The 18367-nt window shown below is 70.2% G+C and carries 16 protein-coding genes; 14 read left to right on the top strand and 2 right to left on the bottom strand.

What is annotated here, in order from left to right; translation table 11 throughout:
* Nucleotides 1-103 precede the first annotated feature (103 nt).
* The 14 genes from AC0VYP_RS14290 to AC0VYP_RS14225 all read left to right on the top strand — a co-directional run bounded on the left by AC0VYP_RS14290 (nt 104) and on the right by AC0VYP_RS14225 (nt 16812).
* Nucleotides 104-1882, top strand: a complete 1779-nt coding sequence (locus tag AC0VYP_RS14290; protein WP_475470128.1) for an ABC transporter ATP-binding protein — start codon at nt 104-106, stop codon at nt 1880-1882.
* Nucleotides 1882-3615, top strand: coding sequence for an ABC transporter ATP-binding protein (locus AC0VYP_RS14285; protein WP_475470126.1), 1734 nt, complete (start codon nt 1882-1884; stop codon nt 3613-3615). Before AC0VYP_RS14290 ends, AC0VYP_RS14285 begins: the two co-directional genes overlap by 1 nt.
* Before the next feature lie 65 nt (nt 3616-3680).
* A complete protein-coding gene (locus AC0VYP_RS14280) occupies nt 3681-4874 on the top strand; it encodes a cytochrome P450 (protein WP_475470124.1) in 1194 nt (397 codons plus the stop codon).
* On the top strand, nt 4871-5101 hold the full coding sequence (locus tag AC0VYP_RS14275) for a ferredoxin (protein ID WP_285761734.1): 231 nt from the start codon (nt 4871-4873) through the stop codon (nt 5099-5101). Before AC0VYP_RS14280 ends, AC0VYP_RS14275 begins: the two co-directional genes overlap by 4 nt.
* A gap of 25 nt (nt 5102-5126) precedes the next feature.
* On the top strand, nt 5127-6638 hold the full coding sequence (locus tag AC0VYP_RS14270; protein WP_475470122.1) for an ABC transporter substrate-binding protein: 1512 nt from the start codon (nt 5127-5129) through the stop codon (nt 6636-6638).
* A gap of 100 nt (nt 6639-6738) precedes the next feature.
* Entirely contained in the window at nt 6739-7722 is a 984-nt protein-coding gene (locus AC0VYP_RS14265; RefSeq protein ID WP_285761732.1) for an ABC transporter permease, read from the top strand.
* Nucleotides 7719-8495: an ABC transporter permease gene (locus AC0VYP_RS14260; protein WP_475470120.1), complete on the top strand. Its 777-nt coding sequence runs from the start codon at nt 7719-7721 to the stop codon at nt 8493-8495. The genes AC0VYP_RS14265 and AC0VYP_RS14260 overlap by 4 nt, the downstream gene beginning before the upstream one ends.
* Before the next feature lie 50 nt (nt 8496-8545).
* Nucleotides 8546-9961 (top strand): ABC transporter ATP-binding protein, encoded by a 1416-nt coding sequence (locus AC0VYP_RS14255; protein ID WP_475470118.1) that lies wholly within the window; start codon nt 8546-8548, stop codon nt 9959-9961.
* Nucleotides 9962-10340: 379 nt separating this feature from the next.
* Nucleotides 10341-11222: an aldo/keto reductase gene (locus AC0VYP_RS14250; RefSeq protein ID WP_475470117.1), complete on the top strand. Its 882-nt coding sequence runs from the start codon at nt 10341-10343 to the stop codon at nt 11220-11222.
* Between the two features lie 186 nt (nt 11223-11408).
* Nucleotides 11409-12920 carry a flavin-containing monooxygenase gene (locus AC0VYP_RS14245; RefSeq protein WP_475470116.1) on the top strand — a complete coding sequence of 504 codons (1512 nt, stop codon included), beginning with the start codon at nt 11409-11411 and terminating at the stop codon, nt 12918-12920.
* Between the two features lie 217 nt (nt 12921-13137).
* Nucleotides 13138-13944, top strand: coding sequence for an SDR family NAD(P)-dependent oxidoreductase (locus AC0VYP_RS14240; protein WP_475470115.1), 807 nt, complete (start codon nt 13138-13140; stop codon nt 13942-13944).
* Nucleotides 13945-14326: 382 nt separating this feature from the next.
* The gene (locus tag AC0VYP_RS14235) at nt 14327-15223 is read left to right on the top strand and encodes an ABC transporter ATP-binding protein (protein ID WP_285761726.1); all 897 of its coding nucleotides are present in this window, start codon (nt 14327-14329) and stop codon (nt 15221-15223) included.
* Between the two features lie 25 nt (nt 15224-15248).
* Nucleotides 15249-15965, top strand: coding sequence for an ABC transporter permease (locus AC0VYP_RS14230; RefSeq protein WP_285761725.1), 717 nt, complete (start codon nt 15249-15251; stop codon nt 15963-15965).
* 199 nt (nt 15966-16164) lie between these two features.
* Nucleotides 16165-16812 (top strand): GOLPH3/VPS74 family protein, encoded by a 648-nt coding sequence (locus AC0VYP_RS14225; protein ID WP_475470113.1) that lies wholly within the window; start codon nt 16165-16167, stop codon nt 16810-16812.
* 271 nt (nt 16813-17083) lie between these two features.
* Here AC0VYP_RS14225 and AC0VYP_RS14220 read toward each other — a convergent pair whose 3' ends face one another.
* Nucleotides 17084-17587 (bottom strand): hypothetical protein, encoded by a 504-nt coding sequence (locus AC0VYP_RS14220; RefSeq protein ID WP_285761723.1) that lies wholly within the window; start codon nt 17585-17587, stop codon nt 17084-17086.
* A 177-nt stretch (nt 17588-17764) separates the two neighbouring features.
* A complete protein-coding gene (locus tag AC0VYP_RS14215) occupies nt 17765-18307 on the bottom strand; it encodes a hypothetical protein (RefSeq protein ID WP_475470111.1) in 543 nt (180 codons plus the stop codon).
* Nucleotides 18308-18367 lie beyond the last annotated feature (60 nt).

Here is an 18367-nt window from a genome sequence, read left to right as displayed (position 1 = left end):
CATCCCTCCCCGTGCTCGTTCCCTTCCCGGGCCGTCCCGCCGAGCCGCCCCCCGCCACCGCCTCCCCCCGAGGCCGTACCCCCAGAAACGGAGGACACCCCGGATGAGCGCAGCAGCCCCCGCCCGGCCGCTGGCAACACTGCTCGCCCCGATCAAGGGGCGCATGCGTGCTGCCGTGGCCTGCCAGGTCGCCTCCTCCGCGCTCGGCCTGGTCCCCCTGGTCGCCGTCGTGGAGATCGGCCGCCTCTTCCTGGCGGACGCCGAACCCCCCGGCCCCGGCCACGCCTGGGCACTGGTCGCCGCCGCCGTTGTCGGTGCGGTGGCCGCCCTGGCCTTCGCCGCTGCGGCCACCCTGGTCAGCCATCACGCCGACAACGACATGCAGCTGTCGGTGCGCCGGTCCCTTGCCCAACGCCTGGGCAGCGCACCCCTGGGCTGGTTCACCGCACAGGGCTCGGGCCGGGTCAAGAAGGCGCTGCACGACGACGTCTCCGAAGTGCACTCCTTGGTCGCCCACACCCTGTTGGACCTCGCCTCGGCCGTCACCGTTCCACTGGTCGCCCTCGTCTACCTGTTCGTCGTCAACTGGCGTCTGGCCCTGGTCAGCGTTGCGGTCGTCGCCACCGGGGTCCTGCTGTTCGCCCGTGCGATGGCCGGGTCCATGGCCAAGATGGCCGACTACGCCGCCGCGATGAACGACGTCAACGCCGGCGTCGTGGAGTTCGTCGACGGCATCGGGGTCGTCAAGCACTTCGGCGGCCAGCATCGCGCACACGCGCGCTTCACCCGCGCCACCGACGCCTTCGCCGACTTCTTCGCCTCGTGGTCGCGCTCCACCATGGCCCCCTCGGTAGGCTCCTTCCTCGTGCTGTCGGCCCCGGTGGTCACCGTGGTCGTCACCGTCTCCGGGACGCTCTTCGCCCTCCAGGGCTGGAGTGCGCCGCTCGACGTCGTGGCCTTCGCACTGCTCGCCCCCGCCCTGTGCGCACCCATGAACGTCATCGGTTCACGTGTACAGCAACTCCAGGCAGCCGGCGCCGCCGCACGCCGCGTCACCGACCTGATGGCGCTTCCCGCCCTGCCCGAGGGCACCGGGCGCCTGCCGGTGGACAGTCGAGTCGTCCTGGCCGGGGTGCACTTCTCCTATCCCGCTACCGAGGAGGACACCGAGAACACCGAGGCGGTGGCCGGGGTGGACCTGGTCTTGGAGCCGGGGACGGTGACCGCGCTGGTAGGCCCCTCAGGGGCGGGCAAGTCCACCCTGGCCGCGCTACTGGCGCGTTTTCACGACGTCACCGCGGGCTCCATCACAGTGGGCGGCGCCGACCTGCGCGACATCCCCACCGGTGAGCTCTACCGCAGCATCGGCTTCGTGTTCCAGGACGTCCAACTGGTGCGCACCTCCATTCGCGACAACATCGCCCTGAGCCGTCCCGACGCGGCCTTCCGGGAGATCGAGGCAGCCGCACGCGCCGCCAGCATCCACGAGCGCCTCGCCGCCCTCCCCCGCGGCTACGACTCGGTCGTCGGCGAGGACGCCCACCTCTCGGGCGGGGAAGCCCAACGCGTCTCCATCGCCCGCGCGCTGCTCGCCGACCCGCCCGTGCTCGTCCTGGACGAGGCCACCGCCTTCGCCGACCCCGAGTCGGAGGCGGCCATCCAGGACGCGCTCTCCGCGCTGACCCGGGGGCGCACCCTCCTGGTCATCGCCCACCGCTTGGCCACCGTCACCAACGCCGACCACATCGTCGTCCTCGACCACGGCCGCGTCGCCCAACAGGGCACCCACGAGCGGCTGCTGGCCGAATCGGGACGCTACGCCCGGCTCTGGGCGGCCCAGAGCACACCCGACGCAGGCCACGACAAGGAGACCTCTCGGTGATGACCTCGTTCCTGCGGGCCCTGGGCCCCGACCACGTCGGCCCGATCCGCGCCCGGCTGGCCCTCGTCGTCGTGGTCTCGGCCTTGCAGGGGGCCGTGTTCGCGCTGCTCGTGCCGGTCGTCGCGGTCCTGCTCGGTCCCGACCCGGCCGCCGTCCTGCCATGGGTGGGGGCCCTGGCCGGCACCACCACGGTCTATGCCGTGCTGCGTGCCCTCGGCCTCTACGCCAACTTCAGCCTGGGCGGCTCCATCTCCCGTGCCCTGCACCGGCGCATCGGCGGTCACGTGGTGCGTCTGCCCCTGGGCTGGTTCACCGGAGCACGCCTGGGCGAGCTCAACCGCACCGCCACCAGTGCCGTCAGCCAGACCATGCAGGTACCGGTGCACATCGTGCCGCCCCTCGCCGACGCCGTGGTCACCCCGTTGGTCGCCGTCGGCGTGCTGGCCTTCTACGACTGGCGCCTCGCCGCTGCGGCGGCGGTGTGCGCCCCTTTGCTATGGCTCGCCTTTCGCCACAGCAACGCCGCAGTGGAACGCAACGACGCGGCCGTCAACGCGGCCGGGGACGAGGCTGCCGGTCGGGTCCTGGAGTACGCCCGCGCCCAACCGGTCCTGCGCGCGTTCGGCCGGGTCGGGACCGAACGCTCCGCCCTCGACACCGCGCTGGTCGCCCAGCACGCAGCCGCGCGCCGCCTGCTCACCCGAGCGGTGCCCGCCATCGTCGGATTCGGGTTCCTGGTCCGCCTGGTCTTCGCCCTGCTCCTTGTCACGGCCGTCTACTTCGCCCTCGGCGGGGACCTCGACGCGGCCCTGCTCGTCGGCCTGCTGGTGCTCGTCGCGCGCTGCATCCAGCCCCTCGCCGCGGCAGCGGAGCTCGGAGCGGCACTGCGGATGGCCAGGAGCGGACCGGACCGCATCAACGCGCTCCTGGCCGTCCGGCCACTGCCCGAGCCCGCGGTCCCGGCAGCCCCGGCGGGTTCCGACATCGTTTTCCACGACGTCTCCTTCGCCTACGGGGACGGCCCCGACGTCCTCAGCGACGTCTCCTTCACCGTCGCGGAACGGTCCATGACGGCACTGGTGGGCCCCTCCGGGTCGGGCAAGACCACCGTGGTGCGCCTGCTCGCCCGCTTCTACGATCCCACGAGCGGACGCATCACCCTGGGGGGCGCCGACGCGCGCGCCATCGGCAGCGACGGCGTCTCCGAGCGCGTGGCCATGGTCTTCCAGGACGTCTATCTCTTCGACGGTTCCATCACCGACAACATCCGCGTGGGCCGGCCCGGCGCGACCGATGCAGAGGTCGCCCGGGCGGCCACCCGTGCCGGACTGGACCCGGTCCTGGCCGAACTTCCCAAAGGCGCGGCCACCCGTGTCGGCGAAGGCGGCGTCGCGCTGTCCGGCGGCCAGAAGCAGCGCGTCTCCATCGCCCGCGCCCTGCTCAAGGATGCCCCGATCATCGTCCTGGACGAGGCGACCGCGGCACTCGACCCCGAGAACGAGGCCATCGTGGCCACAGCCATCGGGGAACTCGCCCGCGATCGCACCCTCCTGGTCATCGCCCACCGCCTGGGCACCGTGCGCAACGCCGACCAGATCCTCTTCCTCGACGGTCAAGGCATCGCCGAACGCGGCACCCACGACGAACTCCTTGCCCGCGACGGCCGCTACGCCGACTTCCTGCGCAGTCGGGAGCGCGCCCAGGGCTGGCGCCTCACCGCCCGACCGTCCTAGAAAACACGTCGCACGCGACCACGAGCCCCGCTTCCCGTCCGCCTGCACCACCCCGGAGAGAACCCATGTCCACCCCCGCCGACTTCCCCATCCCCCGGAACTGCCCCTTCACCCCGCCCGACTCCTACGACGCCATGCGCGCAGCCGGTCCACTCACCCGCGTCACCATCCCCAGCGGCAAGCGGGCGTGGCTGCTGACCCGGCACACCGACGTGCGCGCCGCCCTGGCCGACCCGGCCGCCAGCTCCGACGCCCGTAACCCCGACTTCCCGGCATTGGGCCACGGGGAGCAGCAGGTCGCCGCCGAACTACGACCCTTCATCCGCATGGACCCCCCCGACCACACCCTTGTCCGCCGCATGCTCATCGGCGAGTTCACCCTCAAACGCACCCGTGCACTGGGCCCCGTCATCGAGCAGACCTGTCACGAGCAGCTGGCCCGCATGCTCTCCCTGACGCCGCCGGTCAACCTGGTGACCGAGTATGCCAACCGCGTCTCCACCACCGTGATCTGCCACCTGCTCGGTGTGCCCACCGAGGACCTTGAGTTCTTCCGTTCCATCACCACCGTCACCGGTGCGCGCTCCAGTACCGCCGAACAGGTAGGTGCGGCCCTGAACGACCTGTTCGCGCTGATCAACCGGCTTGTCAACGACAAGAAGGCCAACCCCTGCGACGACCTGATCAGCCGGCTGGCCCTCGGACCGCTGGAGCGGGGGGAGATCACCCGATCCTCGTTGCTCTCCCAGATCGGCATCACCCTCAACGCCGGACACGAGACCTCGCGCAACATGATCCCCCTGGCCGCGGTCGCCCTCCTGCGCCACCCCGATCAGCTGGCGAAGCTGCGCGACGACCCCGGCCGCTGGCCCGCGGCGGTCGACGAGCTCCTGCGCTACCTTTCGGTGGCCGACACCATCACCCTGCGCGTGGCCACCGCCGACATCGAGCTGGAGGGGGCCACCATCCCCGCGGGCGATGCCTTCATCCCACTGTTGGGCGCGGCCAACCACGACCCGGCCGCCTTCGCCGACCCCCACGTCTTCGACATCGACCGCCCCGAGCGCCACCACGTCGCCTTCGGTTACGGAGCGCACCAGTGCATCGGCCAGAACCTCGGTCGCCTCGAACTGGAGATCGCACTGCGGGTTCTCACGGACGGAGCACCCGCCCTCGCCCTCACGGAACCCTTCGAGGAACTTCCGCTCAAGGACACCTCCGCCATCTTCGGCCTCGAACAGGTCCGGGTCTCCTGGTGAACGCGCCCCGACTCCGTGCCGACCGTGCGAGGTGCACGGGCGCCGGCCAGTGCGCGCGCACTGCGCCAACCCTGTTCGACCAGGACGACGACGGGCTCGCCGTTCTCCTGATCCCCAACCCTCCCGTTGAGGCGCTGTCCCAGGCGCGCCTGGCGGCCGACCTGTGCCCATCGGGAGCGATCGCCCTGCACGGCGACCTCCCTCGCGCACGTCCCATCACCGAGTAGACCCCGAGAAGAGAACACGCCACCGATGAACACACCTCGCCGACATGTCGCCGCAGCCGCCTCGGCCCTCCTACTGCTGGGGGCGGGCTGCGCGAGCACTGCCGACAGCTCGGCTGACGTCCCCGCCTTGCGCTACGCCGCGGTCGGAGCCCCGGCGGCCACCGCCACGGATCCCCACGGCCGCGTCGGCAACGAGTCCGACTACACCCGCTTCGCAATGCTCTACGACGTGCTGACCTACCCCGACGAGAACGGCGGGATCCAGCCGAGGCTGGCCGTGTCCTGGGACTCCGAGGACCTCACGACCTGGGCGGTGACCCTGCGCGACGACGCTGTGTTCAGTGACGGAACCCCCGTCACCGCCGAGGACGTCCTGTTCTCGCTGCGTCGCATCCAGGGCAAGGGCGCGGAGAACAACGGCCGGCTCTCCATGTTCGACCTCGATGCCTCCGCGACCACCGGAGAGCACACCCTCGACCTGGTCACCAAGGGTCCCTATGCGGAGTTCGCCTCGGCGGTCGCCTCCCTCACCTTCGTCGTCCCCGAGGGCAGCGACGACTTCACCGGCGACCCCGTCCCCGGATCGGGTCCCTTCACCGACACGGGCGAGGGTGACGACACCACTGCCGTCCTCACCCGGAACGACGCGTGGTGGGGGAGCACTCCGGGTGTCGAACGCCTGGAGATCCTGGCCATGCCCGACGCCCAGACCCGGGCGGAAGCGGTCGCCTCCGGGCAGGCCGACGTCGCCGGGAGCATCAGCCCCGCCACAGCGAGCCGGTACGAGGAACAGGACGGCTTCACGGTGCTGCGCCGTCCCGGAGCCGTCAACTATCCCCTGGTCATGGACACCCGGACCGAGCCCTTCGACGACCCCGACGTGCGCCGTGCGGTGAAACTGGCGCTGGACCGCGACCAACTGGTGCAGACCGTATTCCTCGGTTTCGGGGAGCCCGGCACCGACGTCCTTTCACCCAACGAGCCGACGTCGCCCGACGCGGCCCCCGTCCGCCGCGACCTCGCCGAGGCCGAACGCCTGCTGGAGGAGTCCGGCCGCGCGGACGGCGTCGAACTGACCCTGACCACCACCAACTCCTATCCCGGGATGGAGGAGGCCGCCACCCTCGCCGCCGAACAACTGGGCGAGGCCGGCATCGACGTCACCGTCGAGGTCCACCCGCCCGACACCTACTGGACCGAGGTCTGGAACGTCGAACCGTTCTATCTCAACAGCCTCGGCGGCAGCGGGTTCGTGGACTTCGCCCGCATGGCGCTGCTCTCCGAGGGGCCCATCAACGAGACGGGCTGGACCGACGCCGACTTCGACGCCGACTTCCAGGAGGCCCTGGCCACCGCGGACGACGCACGACGCGGCGAACTTCTGGGTGCGCTCCAGAACACGGTCGCCGATGAGGGCGGCTACGTGGTGTGGGGGCTCGGCGACGGCCTCGACCTGATCGCTGAAGGCGTCCGGGGCATGCCGACCGGCCCCGGCTTCAACCGCATCTTCATCGAGAACGCCACCGTCGGAGGCTGATCCCCGGCCTGGTGCGGGCCGCTCTGCCCCGGCGGCCCGCATTCTTTCCCTCCCCGCACGCGGGCGCCTCCCGCCCGCTCCGAGCGACAAGGACGACCTGATGACCGCGCTGCGCGCCTTCCTGACAGCCATCGCGCGCGCCCTGCTCCTGCTGCTGGCCGTCTCGGCCATGGTGTTCGTCGCCACCGAACTGCTGCCCGGTGATGCCGCAGGCGCCCGCGCCAGCAACGGAGCCACCGTGGAGCAAGTGGCCGCGCTGCGAGCCGAGACCGGTCAGGACCGGCCGGCCTGGCAGCGCTACACCGCGTGGCTCGGTTCCTTGGCCACCGGCCGGCTCGGAACCTCGCTCGTCAACGACCGCCCGGTCGCCGACGCGATCTCCCAACGGCTGCCCGCCTCAACCGCCCTGGTGGTCCTCGCCCTGGCATTCGCCGGCCCGCTGATTCTGGTCATCGGATGCTGGGCCGGTGCCGGCTCACGGACCCGTGGTACCCGCACCGCGGTCGTCACCGGCCTGGCCGCCGTTCCCCAGGTGGTTCTGGCCGCGGTCCTGAGCGCCCTGTTCGCAGGGGCTCTGGGCTGGTTGCCTCCGGTATCGCTGCTGCCCCCCGGGGGCTCCCCGTTGGAAAGCCCCCACCTCCTGATCCTTCCGGTGCTGTCGGTGGCCCTGCCCACGGTGGTCTTCGGGGCGGGTCTGCTCGCCGGGGCCGTCGCCGACACCGTGCGCCGCCCGCACGCGGTCGATTCCCGATTGCGCGGCACCCCCACTGTGCTCTTCTTCGCCCGCGACGTCGTGCCCTTCCTGCTCACCCCCCTGGCCCGGGTCGTCGCCATCAGCGCGGGCGGCCTCATCGCCGCCGCCACGGTGGTGGAGACCCTGTTCGGCTACCCCGGACTCGGCTCCTTGCTGGTCACGTCGGTCTCGGCCCGTGACACCCCGGTGGTCCAGGCCGTGGCGATGGCGGCCGCAGCCGTCGTCCTGGGCGGTCTGCTGCTCGCCGATGTCATCGCCGTACTCGCCGACCCCCGTCGTGCGCCCCGTCCGAAACGGCGTGCACCCCGTTACCTAGGAGTCCAGCCGTGACCCGCGTGCTGGGTACCGTTCTCGCCGTCGTGCTGATCGGGTTCACCCTGCTCGGTGAGTGGGCGGCACCGTATTCCCCCACCAGCCCCGTCACCGCTGCCTGGGCCGCCCCCACCACGGCCCACCCGCTCGGCGCCGACGCGCTGGGCCGCGACGTATGGTCCAGGGTCGTTGCCGGCGGCCGCTCCCTCGTCCTCACCGCGATCCCCGCCGCCCTCGCCGCATCGGTCGTGGGGGTGGCCGGCGGTCTGGCCGCGGGATGGGCCGGCCGCCGAACAGACCGGATCCTCACCGGTGTCGCCGACGTGTTCCTCGCCGTTCCCTCGCTGCTGCTCGCGCTGGTCGCCGCGACCCGTCTGCCCGGGAGCGCGGCCGTCATCGTCGCCACCGTGTGCGGGGGAGCGCCACTCACCCTGCGAGTGGTGCGCGACGCCGTTACCCAGATCCGCCACACCGGCTACGTGATTGCTGCTCGCACCCGCGGGGAGCGCTCCGTCGCCGTCCTGGTGCGCGAGGTACTGCCCGCCATGTCCGGACTGGTGGGTGCCGATCTCGGACTGCGCCTGGTCATCGCCTTGCAGATCGCCGCGGCCCTGGGGTTGCTCGGCTTCGGCGCGGCCCCGCCCGCCCCCGACTGGGCATTGATGCTGCGCGAGAACATGACCGGGGTCGCACTCAACCCGGCTGCCGTGGCGGCCCCGGCCGTCGCGCTGGGCCTCATGACCACGACCCTGGCCCTGTTCGCCCAGAGCACGGCGCACAGGGAACGTTGACGGACCACGTCCCTCCCGTCCCCACCGCCACCACCGAGGAGCCACCAGAGATGCCCCCGACCACCGGACTCGTCCTGACCGGAATCGGTGTGCACGACGCCTCCGGTCGTCCCGTCGTCGAGAACGCCGACGTCACGATCGCCGCCGGGGAGGTCGTGGCGCTGATGGGGGAGTCCGGCAGCGGCAAGACCAGCACCGTGCTCGCCGCACTGGACGCGCTCGGCCCCGGTCTGCACCGGTCCTCCGGCACGGTGAGGTGGAACGGTGTACCGATCGGGCGCGGTCGCGCCGCACGGGTATGGCGCCGTTCGCACGTGGGGATACTCGCCCAGGACCCGGCGGGTGCGCTTCACCCGCTGCGCAGCGTGGCCGGACTCGTGGGGGAAGGGCTCCCCGGGAGCCGTCGTGCCGACCGTGCGAAATCGGTCGCCCGGGCATTGGCCGAGGTCGGTCTGGCCCCTGAAGCAGTGTGGTCGCGCCGCCCCCACGAACTGTCGGGAGGCCAGGCACAGCGCGTGGCCTTGGCCCGCGCACTGGTCGGGGAGCCGCCGCTCTTGGTCCTGGACGAGCCGACCGGTGGCCTCGACCCCGCCACCCTGGAACTCGTACGCGTGGCCCTGCGACGGCGGCGCGGTGATCCCCGCATGTCCACCCTGGTCATCTCGCACGACACCGACTTCGTCACCGGGCTCGCCGACCGGGTGGTCCACGTGGGGGAGGTGCCTGCCGTCCGTCCCCGCCCCGGGGCGCGGGTCCGCTCCGGCGGCGTTCCCGTTCTCACGGCCCGCCGACTCACCCTGGCCCAGCCTCCGGGCGGTCGCCCTCTGCTGACCGAGGCCGACCTGGCCGTACACGCGGGAGAGTGCGTCGTGGTCCTGGGGCCTTCCGGGGCGGGAAAATCCACCCTGCTCACCGCCTTGGCCGGACTGCACCGCCCAGAGCAGGGGGAACTGCGGCTGAAGGGCCAGGAACTTCCTTGCGGCCTGGCCGAGCGCACCCGTTCCCACCTGCGTGCCGTCCAGTTCGTCGGCCAGGACCCGGCAACCGCGCTCAACCCCGCTCACACCGTTGCCACGGCTCTTACCCGCCCTTTGCGGATTCTGGGCGGCCTGGACCGGAGCACCGCCCGTGGCCGGGTGCCCGAACTGCTCGACGCAGTGGGATTGGCCCCCCGCCTTGCCGCCCGTCGCCCGGGGGAGCTCTCCGGCGGACAACGCCAGCGGGTCGCCCTCGCCCGCGCCCTCGCAGCCGAGCCCGACGTACTCCTCGCCGACGAGGCGACCTCTGCTCTGGACGCCGCGACCGCAGGAACGGTCCTCGACCTCCTCGACCACTTGCGGGCAACCCGTGGCCTGGCCGTCCTGCTCGTCACCCATGACCGCTCGGTGGCCCGGCGCGCCGATCGGGTACTGGAGTTCGACCCCGCCATGCGCACAGTCGGTGAGTCTGCCCTTCCGATTCCCTGATCCCTGACCGGCACAGCGCTCCGGGCAGGCACCTGGCGCGACGGACCGAAAGACGGAAGGGGACACGGTGCCGCGCACCACCCGATCCCGGTCAACCCGATCCGGCGTCGGTGCGATTCGTCCCTGAGCCGGCACGGTCCCGTCGGTCGCGTCGAAGGGCTCGCTGTGGGAGGACCGCGCGAGGTCTTCGTGCGGTGGGCGTCATGATCGGCGCAATGGTCCGGGCCGAGCGGGCCAGCGGGACCGGACGGGCCCCGGAAGGCGCAGACTACGGCTCCCGTGTGCGTCAGAACGCGCGGTTGGGTAGCAGGGCCCGCGCAAACAGTGGCGAGGCAGGTCTTGCGGCCCCGCCTCCACCACACAACTTCGAGGAGCACCCATGACCGAACAGAGCCCGTTCCTGACGCTGAACAACGGAGTCGAAATGCCGGCTCTGGGGCTCGGTGTCTACCAGAGCACGCCCGAGGAGACCGTGCCGGCGGTCGAGACCGCGCTCAAGGACGGATACCGGCTGATCGACACCGCAGCCGCCTACGGCAACGAGAAGGAGGTCGGTGAAGGGATCCGCCGTTCCGGTGTCGCCCGCGACGACATCTTCGTGACGACCAAGCTGTGGTTGACCGATTACGGCTACGACTCCGCGCTGAACGCCTTCGACATCAGCCTTGCCAAGCTCGGCCTGGACTACCTCGACCTGTACCTGCTGCACTGGCCCGCCCCGGCCGTGCTGGACGCCACGGTCGATTCCTACCGGGCCGCGGAAAAGCTCCTGGCCGACGGCCGGGTACGGGCCATCGGTGTGTGCAACCACGGACCCGGGCACCTGGCGAACCTCGTGGAACGCACCAGCGTGGTCCCGGCCGTCAACCAGGTCGAGCTGCATCCGTTCTTCACCCAGCAGGAGGTGCGCGACTTCGACACCAGGCACGACGTCATCACCCAGTCGTGGTCGCCTATCGGCGGGGTGAACGTCTACTCCGCAGCCGATCCGCACGCGGCGAAGAACCCTCTGCGGCATCGGACCATCGTCAACATCGCCGACGGGCACGGCAAGACACCGGCGCAGATCGTGCTCCGGTGGCACATCCAGCACGGTCTGTCGCCGATCCCGAAGTCGGTCAAGGCGCACCGTATCGCGGAGAACTTCGACGTCTTCGACTTCGTGCTGCCACCCGACGAGGTCGCCGCCATCGACGCGCTCGACACCGGGGTGCGTGGTGGACCCGACCCCGACGAGGTCGGACCCGACACGTTCTCCTGAACCACGTGCAGTGTTCGGGTGCCGCTGCGCCGTGAACCAGTGAGTCGCCCCTCCGCGTGAACGCGACCTCCCCTCGGCCGCCGTACAGGCCGCACCGTCCGAGGCGTTTCGGTCGAAGCCGTTGGCGGGGGTCGTGGTCGTGCGCGACGATAGGGGCAGATCGGACGACGTGGTGTGGGGAGGCGAATGAGCGCGGAGCCAACGCAGACGGTCCCCCGTCATCGGGACGTGGTGATCATCGGTGCCGGCATCTCGGGCATCGGTGCGGCGCATTACGTGGCCGGGGGACTGCCGGGAAAGTCGTACACGATCCTGGAGGCGAGGGACTCCCCCGGCGGAACGTGGGACCTGTTCCGCTACCCCGGTGTCCGGTCGGATTCGGACCTGTTCACCTTCGGATACGGGTTCCGGCCGTGGCGGGAGGACGTGTCCATCGCGAAGGCGGACCGCATCATGTCCTACCTGCGAGAGACCGTCGAAGAGGAAGGGACGGCCGAGCACATCGAGTACGGCAGGCGCGTCGTCGCCGCGTCCTGGTCGTCCCGGACCGCGTTGTGGACCTTGCGGGTCCAGGGCACCCATGGCGACGAGGCGGAGACGCTCACCTGCTCGTGGATCTTCTCGGCGACCGGCTACTACCGGTACGACCAGGGGTACGCTCCCGCCTTCGAGGGCCGTGAGCGGTTCCGCGGGCCGGTCGTCCACCCCCAACACTGGCCGCAGGACCTCGACCACGCGGGCAAACGCGTGGTGGTGATCGGCAGCGGCGCGACCGCGGTCACGGTCGTTCCCGCGATGGCGGCCACGGCCGGACACGTCACCCAGTTGCAGCGCACCCCGTCCTATGTGCTGGCGCAGTCGGCGCGGGACCTCTTCGCGATCGCGGCCAGGAAGCTCCTGGGTGACGGCCGCGGACACGCGCTGGCCCGCCGCAAGAACATCTTGGTGCAGCGCTGGGTCTGGAAGTTCTGCCAACGCTTCCCCACGGTGGCCCGCAGGTTCATCCGGCGGGCCACCGCGAAACAGCTGCCGAACGGTTACCCGGTTGACGTGCACTTCAACCCGCCCTACGACCCGTGGGACCAGCGGCTGTGCCTGGCACCGGACGGGGACTACTTCGCCGCGATCCGCTCCGGTCGTGCGTCGATCGTGACCGACCGCGTCCGAACCTTCACCGAGACGGGGATCGAACTCGAATCGGGACGCGCGTTGGAGGCCGACATCATCGTGACCGCCACCGGACTGAACGTGCTTCCCCTCGGCGGCATCCGGCTCGACCTGGACGGCGAGCCGGTGGACTTCGCCGAACACGTGGTCTACCGGGGGATGATGCTCGACGGGGTGCCCAACTTCGCGTTCGCGATCGGATACACCAACGCGTCGTGGGCGTTGAAGGTCGGCCTGTTGTGCGAGTACCTCGTCCGGCTCCTGAAGTACATGGAGGCCAACTCCTGGGCCGTGTGCGCTCCGGTGCTGCCCGCCGACGCGGGGTTGACGCGACCGTTCCTGGACTTCGGGGCCGGCTACATCCAACGCTCGATCCAGGACCTGCCCCGGCAGGGGCAGGAGTCCCCGTGGCTGATGTCGAAGGACTACCACGACGACGTGCGGCTGCTGCGCCGTGCTCCGGTCCAGGACGGAAATCTCGCCTTCCGGCGTGAACCCGAGGGCGCGCCCTCGGGCAGAAGGACGACATGAACGGCCGGTACCGCGATCCTCCGGGAAACCCTCTTCCCGGAGGATCGGAGCAAAATCCGGCGGCGGCGCTCCCGGTAGCCTGATCCGGTGACGCGGAGGCGTGCGGTCCGTACACGGTGCCCGTTGCGCCGGGCCCCGTCTCCCCGAGCCGTCGTCGACCGGGCCCCGCCCGACGGCACCGCTGCTTCGAGCCCGAACCCCGCCGAGGAGTCAAGAAGTGAAACGCGTACTGGTCACCGGAGGAGCCTCGGGCCTGGGCCGCGCGCTGGTCGCGGCACTCGCGGCCCGAGGCGACCGCGTCCTCGCCACCGACCTGGCCGAACAGGCTCCCGAGGATCTCCCCGAAGGCGTGGAGTACCTGAGGCTGGACGTGACCTCCGACGACGACTGGGCGATGGCGCTCGCCCGTGTCGAGCAGCGTTGGGACGGGCTGGACCTGCTGGTGAACAACGCCGGTGTGGCCGCGGGCGGACGTATAGACGTGGTCACCCTGGAGGAGTGGCGGCGGATCACCGAGACCAACCTCTTCGGGGTCGTCCGGGGATGCCGTACCTTCACCCCGCTGTTCAAACGCCAGGGATCGGGCCACATCCTCAACGTCTCCTCCATGGCCGGGCTGGTCCACCCACCGCAGATGAGCTCCTACAACACGGTCAAGGCCGCGGTGGTGGCGCTCAGCGAGACCCTCGCCCACGAGCTCGCCCCCTACGGGATCCGCACGTCGGTGACTTGCCCCTCGTTCTTCCGCAGCGGCCTCGCCTCCTCCCTGCGGGGGAGTGACACCGAGGTGGAGGCGGGAGCGGTGTCGCTGATCAACGGGTCCAGGCTGGGCGCGGACGACGTCGCCGCCCGGATCCTGCGGGGCGTGGACCGGCGACGCCGGCTCATCCTCACCGACCGGGACGGGCGTCTGGCCCTGCTCGCCAAACGCCTGACGCGCCCGCTCTACGACTACGCGATGGGGCGTGTCGCCGAGAACGCCCACCGCAGGCAGACGTCACAGCCGGCCCCGTCCTCGCGGTAGCCCCGGGGCGCTGGGGCCGACCCGCGCCGCCGGTCGGTCCGGAAACCTCTGCGACCTCGATCATCGCGGTGGCGCACGTACCGTCCCGTTCCCGTGCGCCGAGCCTCGCACAGGCACGGGACGGGGCCAGCCGCCGTTGGACTGCCGGGTGCCCCCCGGCGAGCGCATCGAGGGTGCAGAGGCCCTGGCGGGATGCGCGGGGGCGCGGACGGGCGTGCGGGACTCCCCGGAACCAGAACCACGGGGTTCGTCCCCGGTGTGCCGTCGATCCCGTGAGGCCACCAGTGACACCACGTCATTGCTCCGCCGTGACATTCCTCCGGGGCAAGCCATGACGCGGCACCACTGACGGATCGGCGCGCCGACGGCTGAGATGGACGGTATGTCCTCTACTCCAGTCATCGACGTCGAACGTCTGAACCTCGCCTACGGCGACTTCCATGCCGTCAAGGACCTGTCCTTCCAGGTACGGCGGGGCGAGTTCTACGCCCTGCTCGGCACGAACGGGGCGGGTAAGACCTCCACCCTGGAGGCCGTCGAAGGCCACCGCCTTCCCACCTCGGGCACCGTGCGGGTCTTCGGGCAGAACCCGCGCGACCGCCGCGCCGTGCGGCCCAGGACGGGAATCATGCTGCAGGAGAGCGGATTCTCACCGGACCTGACGGTGCGGGAATCGGTCCGGCTGATCGGAAGCCTCACCCGGCGCACGGACAAGGTCGAACGCGTCCTCGACATCGTCGGCCTCACGCGCAAGGCCGGCACCAAGGTGTCCCAGCTCTCCGGCGGCGAGAAGCGGCGCCTCGACTTCGCCACCGCCGTGTACGGGGCTCCGGAGCTGATCTTCCTGGACGAGCCCACCACCGGCCTGGACATCCAGGCCCGGGACGATCTGTGGGACGCCGTGGACAAGCTGCGTGAGGACGGCTCCACTATCGTCCTCACCACCCACTACCTGGAAGAGGCCCAGCAGCGCGCCGACCGCATCGGACTCATGCACGAAGGCGTCTTCCACAAGGAGGGATCCGTCGTCGAACTGACGCGGACCCTGCCGGCCACGATCCGCTTCTCCCTTCCGGTCCCCGCGCCGGAGCCACCGCTCCAGGCAGTGCGCGAGAGCGACGGGACGTTCCTCATCGAGACCCCCGACCTGCAAAAGGACCTGCACGCCCTGCTCCGCTGGGCGCAGGACCACGCCGTGGAGTTGCGGGAACTCGCAGCCGGACCGACTCGCCTCGACGACGTCTTCCGCTCCATCGGCAGCGACCAGACCACTTTTTGAACCTTCCGAGAAAAGGACCTTCACGATGCCCTCGATCGCTCTCGGCGAGCTGATCCAGATCTTCCGGAACCGCCTGGTTCTGGTCACCATGCTCGTTCTCCCCGCGGCATCCAGCGCGTTCTACATCTACCTGAACCAGCAGTTCACGATCGTGGACCTCGGCGGGGTCGCCGCGATACTCGTGTTCCTCGTGGTGGCAATGGGGCTGTACGCCACCACGGTGACCACGCTCGCCTCCCGTCGGCAGAACCTCTTCCTCAAGCGGCTGCGCTCCACCGCGCTGGGCGATGCCGGTATCCTCACCGGGCTCCTGCTCCCCGTCACCGGCATCACGCTGGCCCAGGTGGCAGTGATCCTGACCGTGCTGGGCGTGGTCGCCGGCGGACCGGCCAACGTTCTCCTCCTGGCCGTGGCCGTCCTCTCGACGGTGGCCATGATGCTCGGCCTGGGGCTGGCCACGGCCGGACTCACCAACTCTCCCGAGCACGCCCAGGTGACCACGCTTCCCATCATGATCGGGACCCTTGCCCTGTCCGGTTGGGTGGGGTTCACCGGCACCGAGGAACTCACCCTGTTCAAGAGGCTGCTCCCCGGCGGCTCGGCCACCGAGTTGCTGGTCAACGCCTGGAACGGCGGCACCCCCGTCATGGACTCGCTGGTTCTCCTGGTGCCCACACTGGGCTGGGTCGTCGTCGCCGTCGCGCTGGCGGCCCGGATCTTTCGCTGGGAGCCCCGCCGATGACACCCCCGTTGAACCGCGCGATCGGTAAAGCGGCGCACCGCCCGTCCCCTTCACCCGCCGGACGCTCCAGCCGATGCGCCACAGTGGGATCGGCCCGGCCGACCGGGTGCCCTCGTGCGGGAGGCCGTGGGCGGGGTACCCACACGACAGCGCCCGCACGAGTCCGCGGGCGTGGGGAGACGATCCAGAGGAGAACCGCATGGACCTGACACTGCCGCAACGGCTCTACCTGATCAGCTACGACACCGACAAGGGCCGGTTCGACCCTGTCAGCACCACCTACCGCGGCCCGCTGCTGCGCGCCGCGGCACTGGCCGAGCTGATCATCGGCGGGCTGCTGCACGGCCGTGGGGGAAAGGCGGAACGCACCGCGGTCCGACCGCCGGAGGACCCGTTCCTCGCCGAAGTGCTGGCCGACGTCGCTCCGAACGAACCCGGCCACTGGATCAACGCCGTCCAGCGCGGGACGGTGAGAGCCGAGGAGGCCGTGTGCGAGCAGCTCGTCGCGAACGGGTCGATCACGGTGGAGCGCGGCCGGATGCTGGGGGTGTTCCCCACCCGCACCGTCACCCCCAATGATCCCGGACAGGTCCGCCTGCTGCGCGAGCACACGCGTAACGCGGTCGTCGCGGGCCACGACCCGGCGACGGTCCCCATCGAGGACGCCGCGCTGGCCGTGATCGCGGTCGAAGGCGACATCTGGACCGTGTTCGGCCCGCAGGAGCGCGGCACGCACAAAGCAGCGCTCAAGGCGCTCCAAAAGCGCTTCGACTCGGAGGTCCCCGCACTCCGCAACGCGATCCTCACGACCGTCGTGAACAGCAGGGCGGGAATGCGGTTCGCTTGATGCCGGCTCCATGCGCCCTGCGGGTCCCCCCGACCGGCCGGGCAGTCACCGGCACGACGTCCCGTGAGCAGGACCGGCCTCGACATGAAAGTCATGAGTTGTCGGGGTGGTGCTTTCTCCGGGACGGGGCGTCGGTGGCAGCGATGGGGCGAGCGGGACGGCCGTGCAACGCGATTCCCGGATCACAGGGCGGACGATCCTCCCCGCGCGTTCGGAAACCGCGTTGCGCGCCGGTCCTGCCCGGGAGTGCGGCACTCCCGGGCAGGAAGGGTCAGCGGCAGGGAATGGGCGGCGTCATGAACAGTCCCTGTCCGAGGACGTCCATCATCCCGATGACGTTTCCCGTGAGTCGGAGATTGTTCCAGCTGTTGGAACGTGAACCGATGGGGTGGTTCTGCCATACCCTGAAATGTTGGGATCCGCCGTGCTGGTAACCCAAGCGCCGGGTGATCGTGTTACCGGCGGTCTTGTTGTATCGGACCACGACATTCTGGCAGTAGGTCGTCTCCAGGTGAAGAACCCCGTTGGAGAGCGACGTATTGGTGCGGCCGAGTGTGGTCGGCGCGTCGGCAGGAATGATGGTGCCGTCGTCGTAGACGACGATGTCGATGGAGTAGGAGACCTTTCCGTTTTCAGTTCGGGTGAGGTCCCCGTAGGCGAGGAGTTCCTGGTCGGAGAATACGACCTGGTCGTCACCGCCCTGAGCGACTTCCTTCGAGTTTGCGGGAGGCGCGAGAAGTCCGATGCCCAGGGCAAGTGTTGACAGTACGGACACCAGGCGGGTCGTGCTCCTTGTTCTTTCGCCCATGTGCGAGTCGATCCAATTCTTCAGTCGGTGGGGATGGTGGACGGAAGGGCCCGTTGAGGCGTCGAGTCCCACCCGTCTTCGTGTTTCCCGTTTTTGCTTCGGTGGTGGGGGCGCCGTCCCCGGTCCAGGGGTCTGGGCCGGGGCCTAGCGGCATCCGATCGCGGGGGTGAGGAAGATCTGCTGGTTGCGCACGTCCAAGATCCCGGTCACTGTTCCGGTCAGCCGGAGGCCGGACCAACTGGAGGAGTGTGTGGTCAGATCACGCTGTGACCCCCAGCTCCGGTAGGATCGGACGCCGAGATGGCTGTACCCGAGGCGGCGTTCGATGGTGGCCCCGTTCAGTTTGGTGTAACTGACCTTCACGGAATGGCAGTTGGTGGTGGTCAGGCGAAGGGTGCCGTTGTGCAGTTCCGTCTTGGTGTCGCCGAGGGTCGTGGGCGCCTGGGAGGGCAGAATCGAGCCGTCGTCGTAGGAGGTCAGCTCGATCGAGTAGGTGACCGTCCCACTGTCGGACCGTGTCAGGTCGCCGTATTCCAGAAGCTCCTCGTCCGAAAAACCGGTGACACCTTCAGTGCGGGTATCAGTGCTCTCCGCGGCCGCCGGAGCGGCCATCAGGGAGATTCCCATCCCCAGTGCCGTGCAGGCTGCGAAAAGCCGGCCCGTGATTCCTCTGGAGGTTTTCTGCATGAATTCGCTCCCCAAGTTGGTTTTTCGGTGCCTTGCAATTTTGTTCGCCGCCGAATCGGC

Source organism: Nocardiopsis sp. iso_186 (assembly GCF_056173365.1).
The sequence above is the reverse complement of the archived record's forward strand: the minus strand, read 5'-3'. Positions and strand labels throughout refer to the sequence as shown.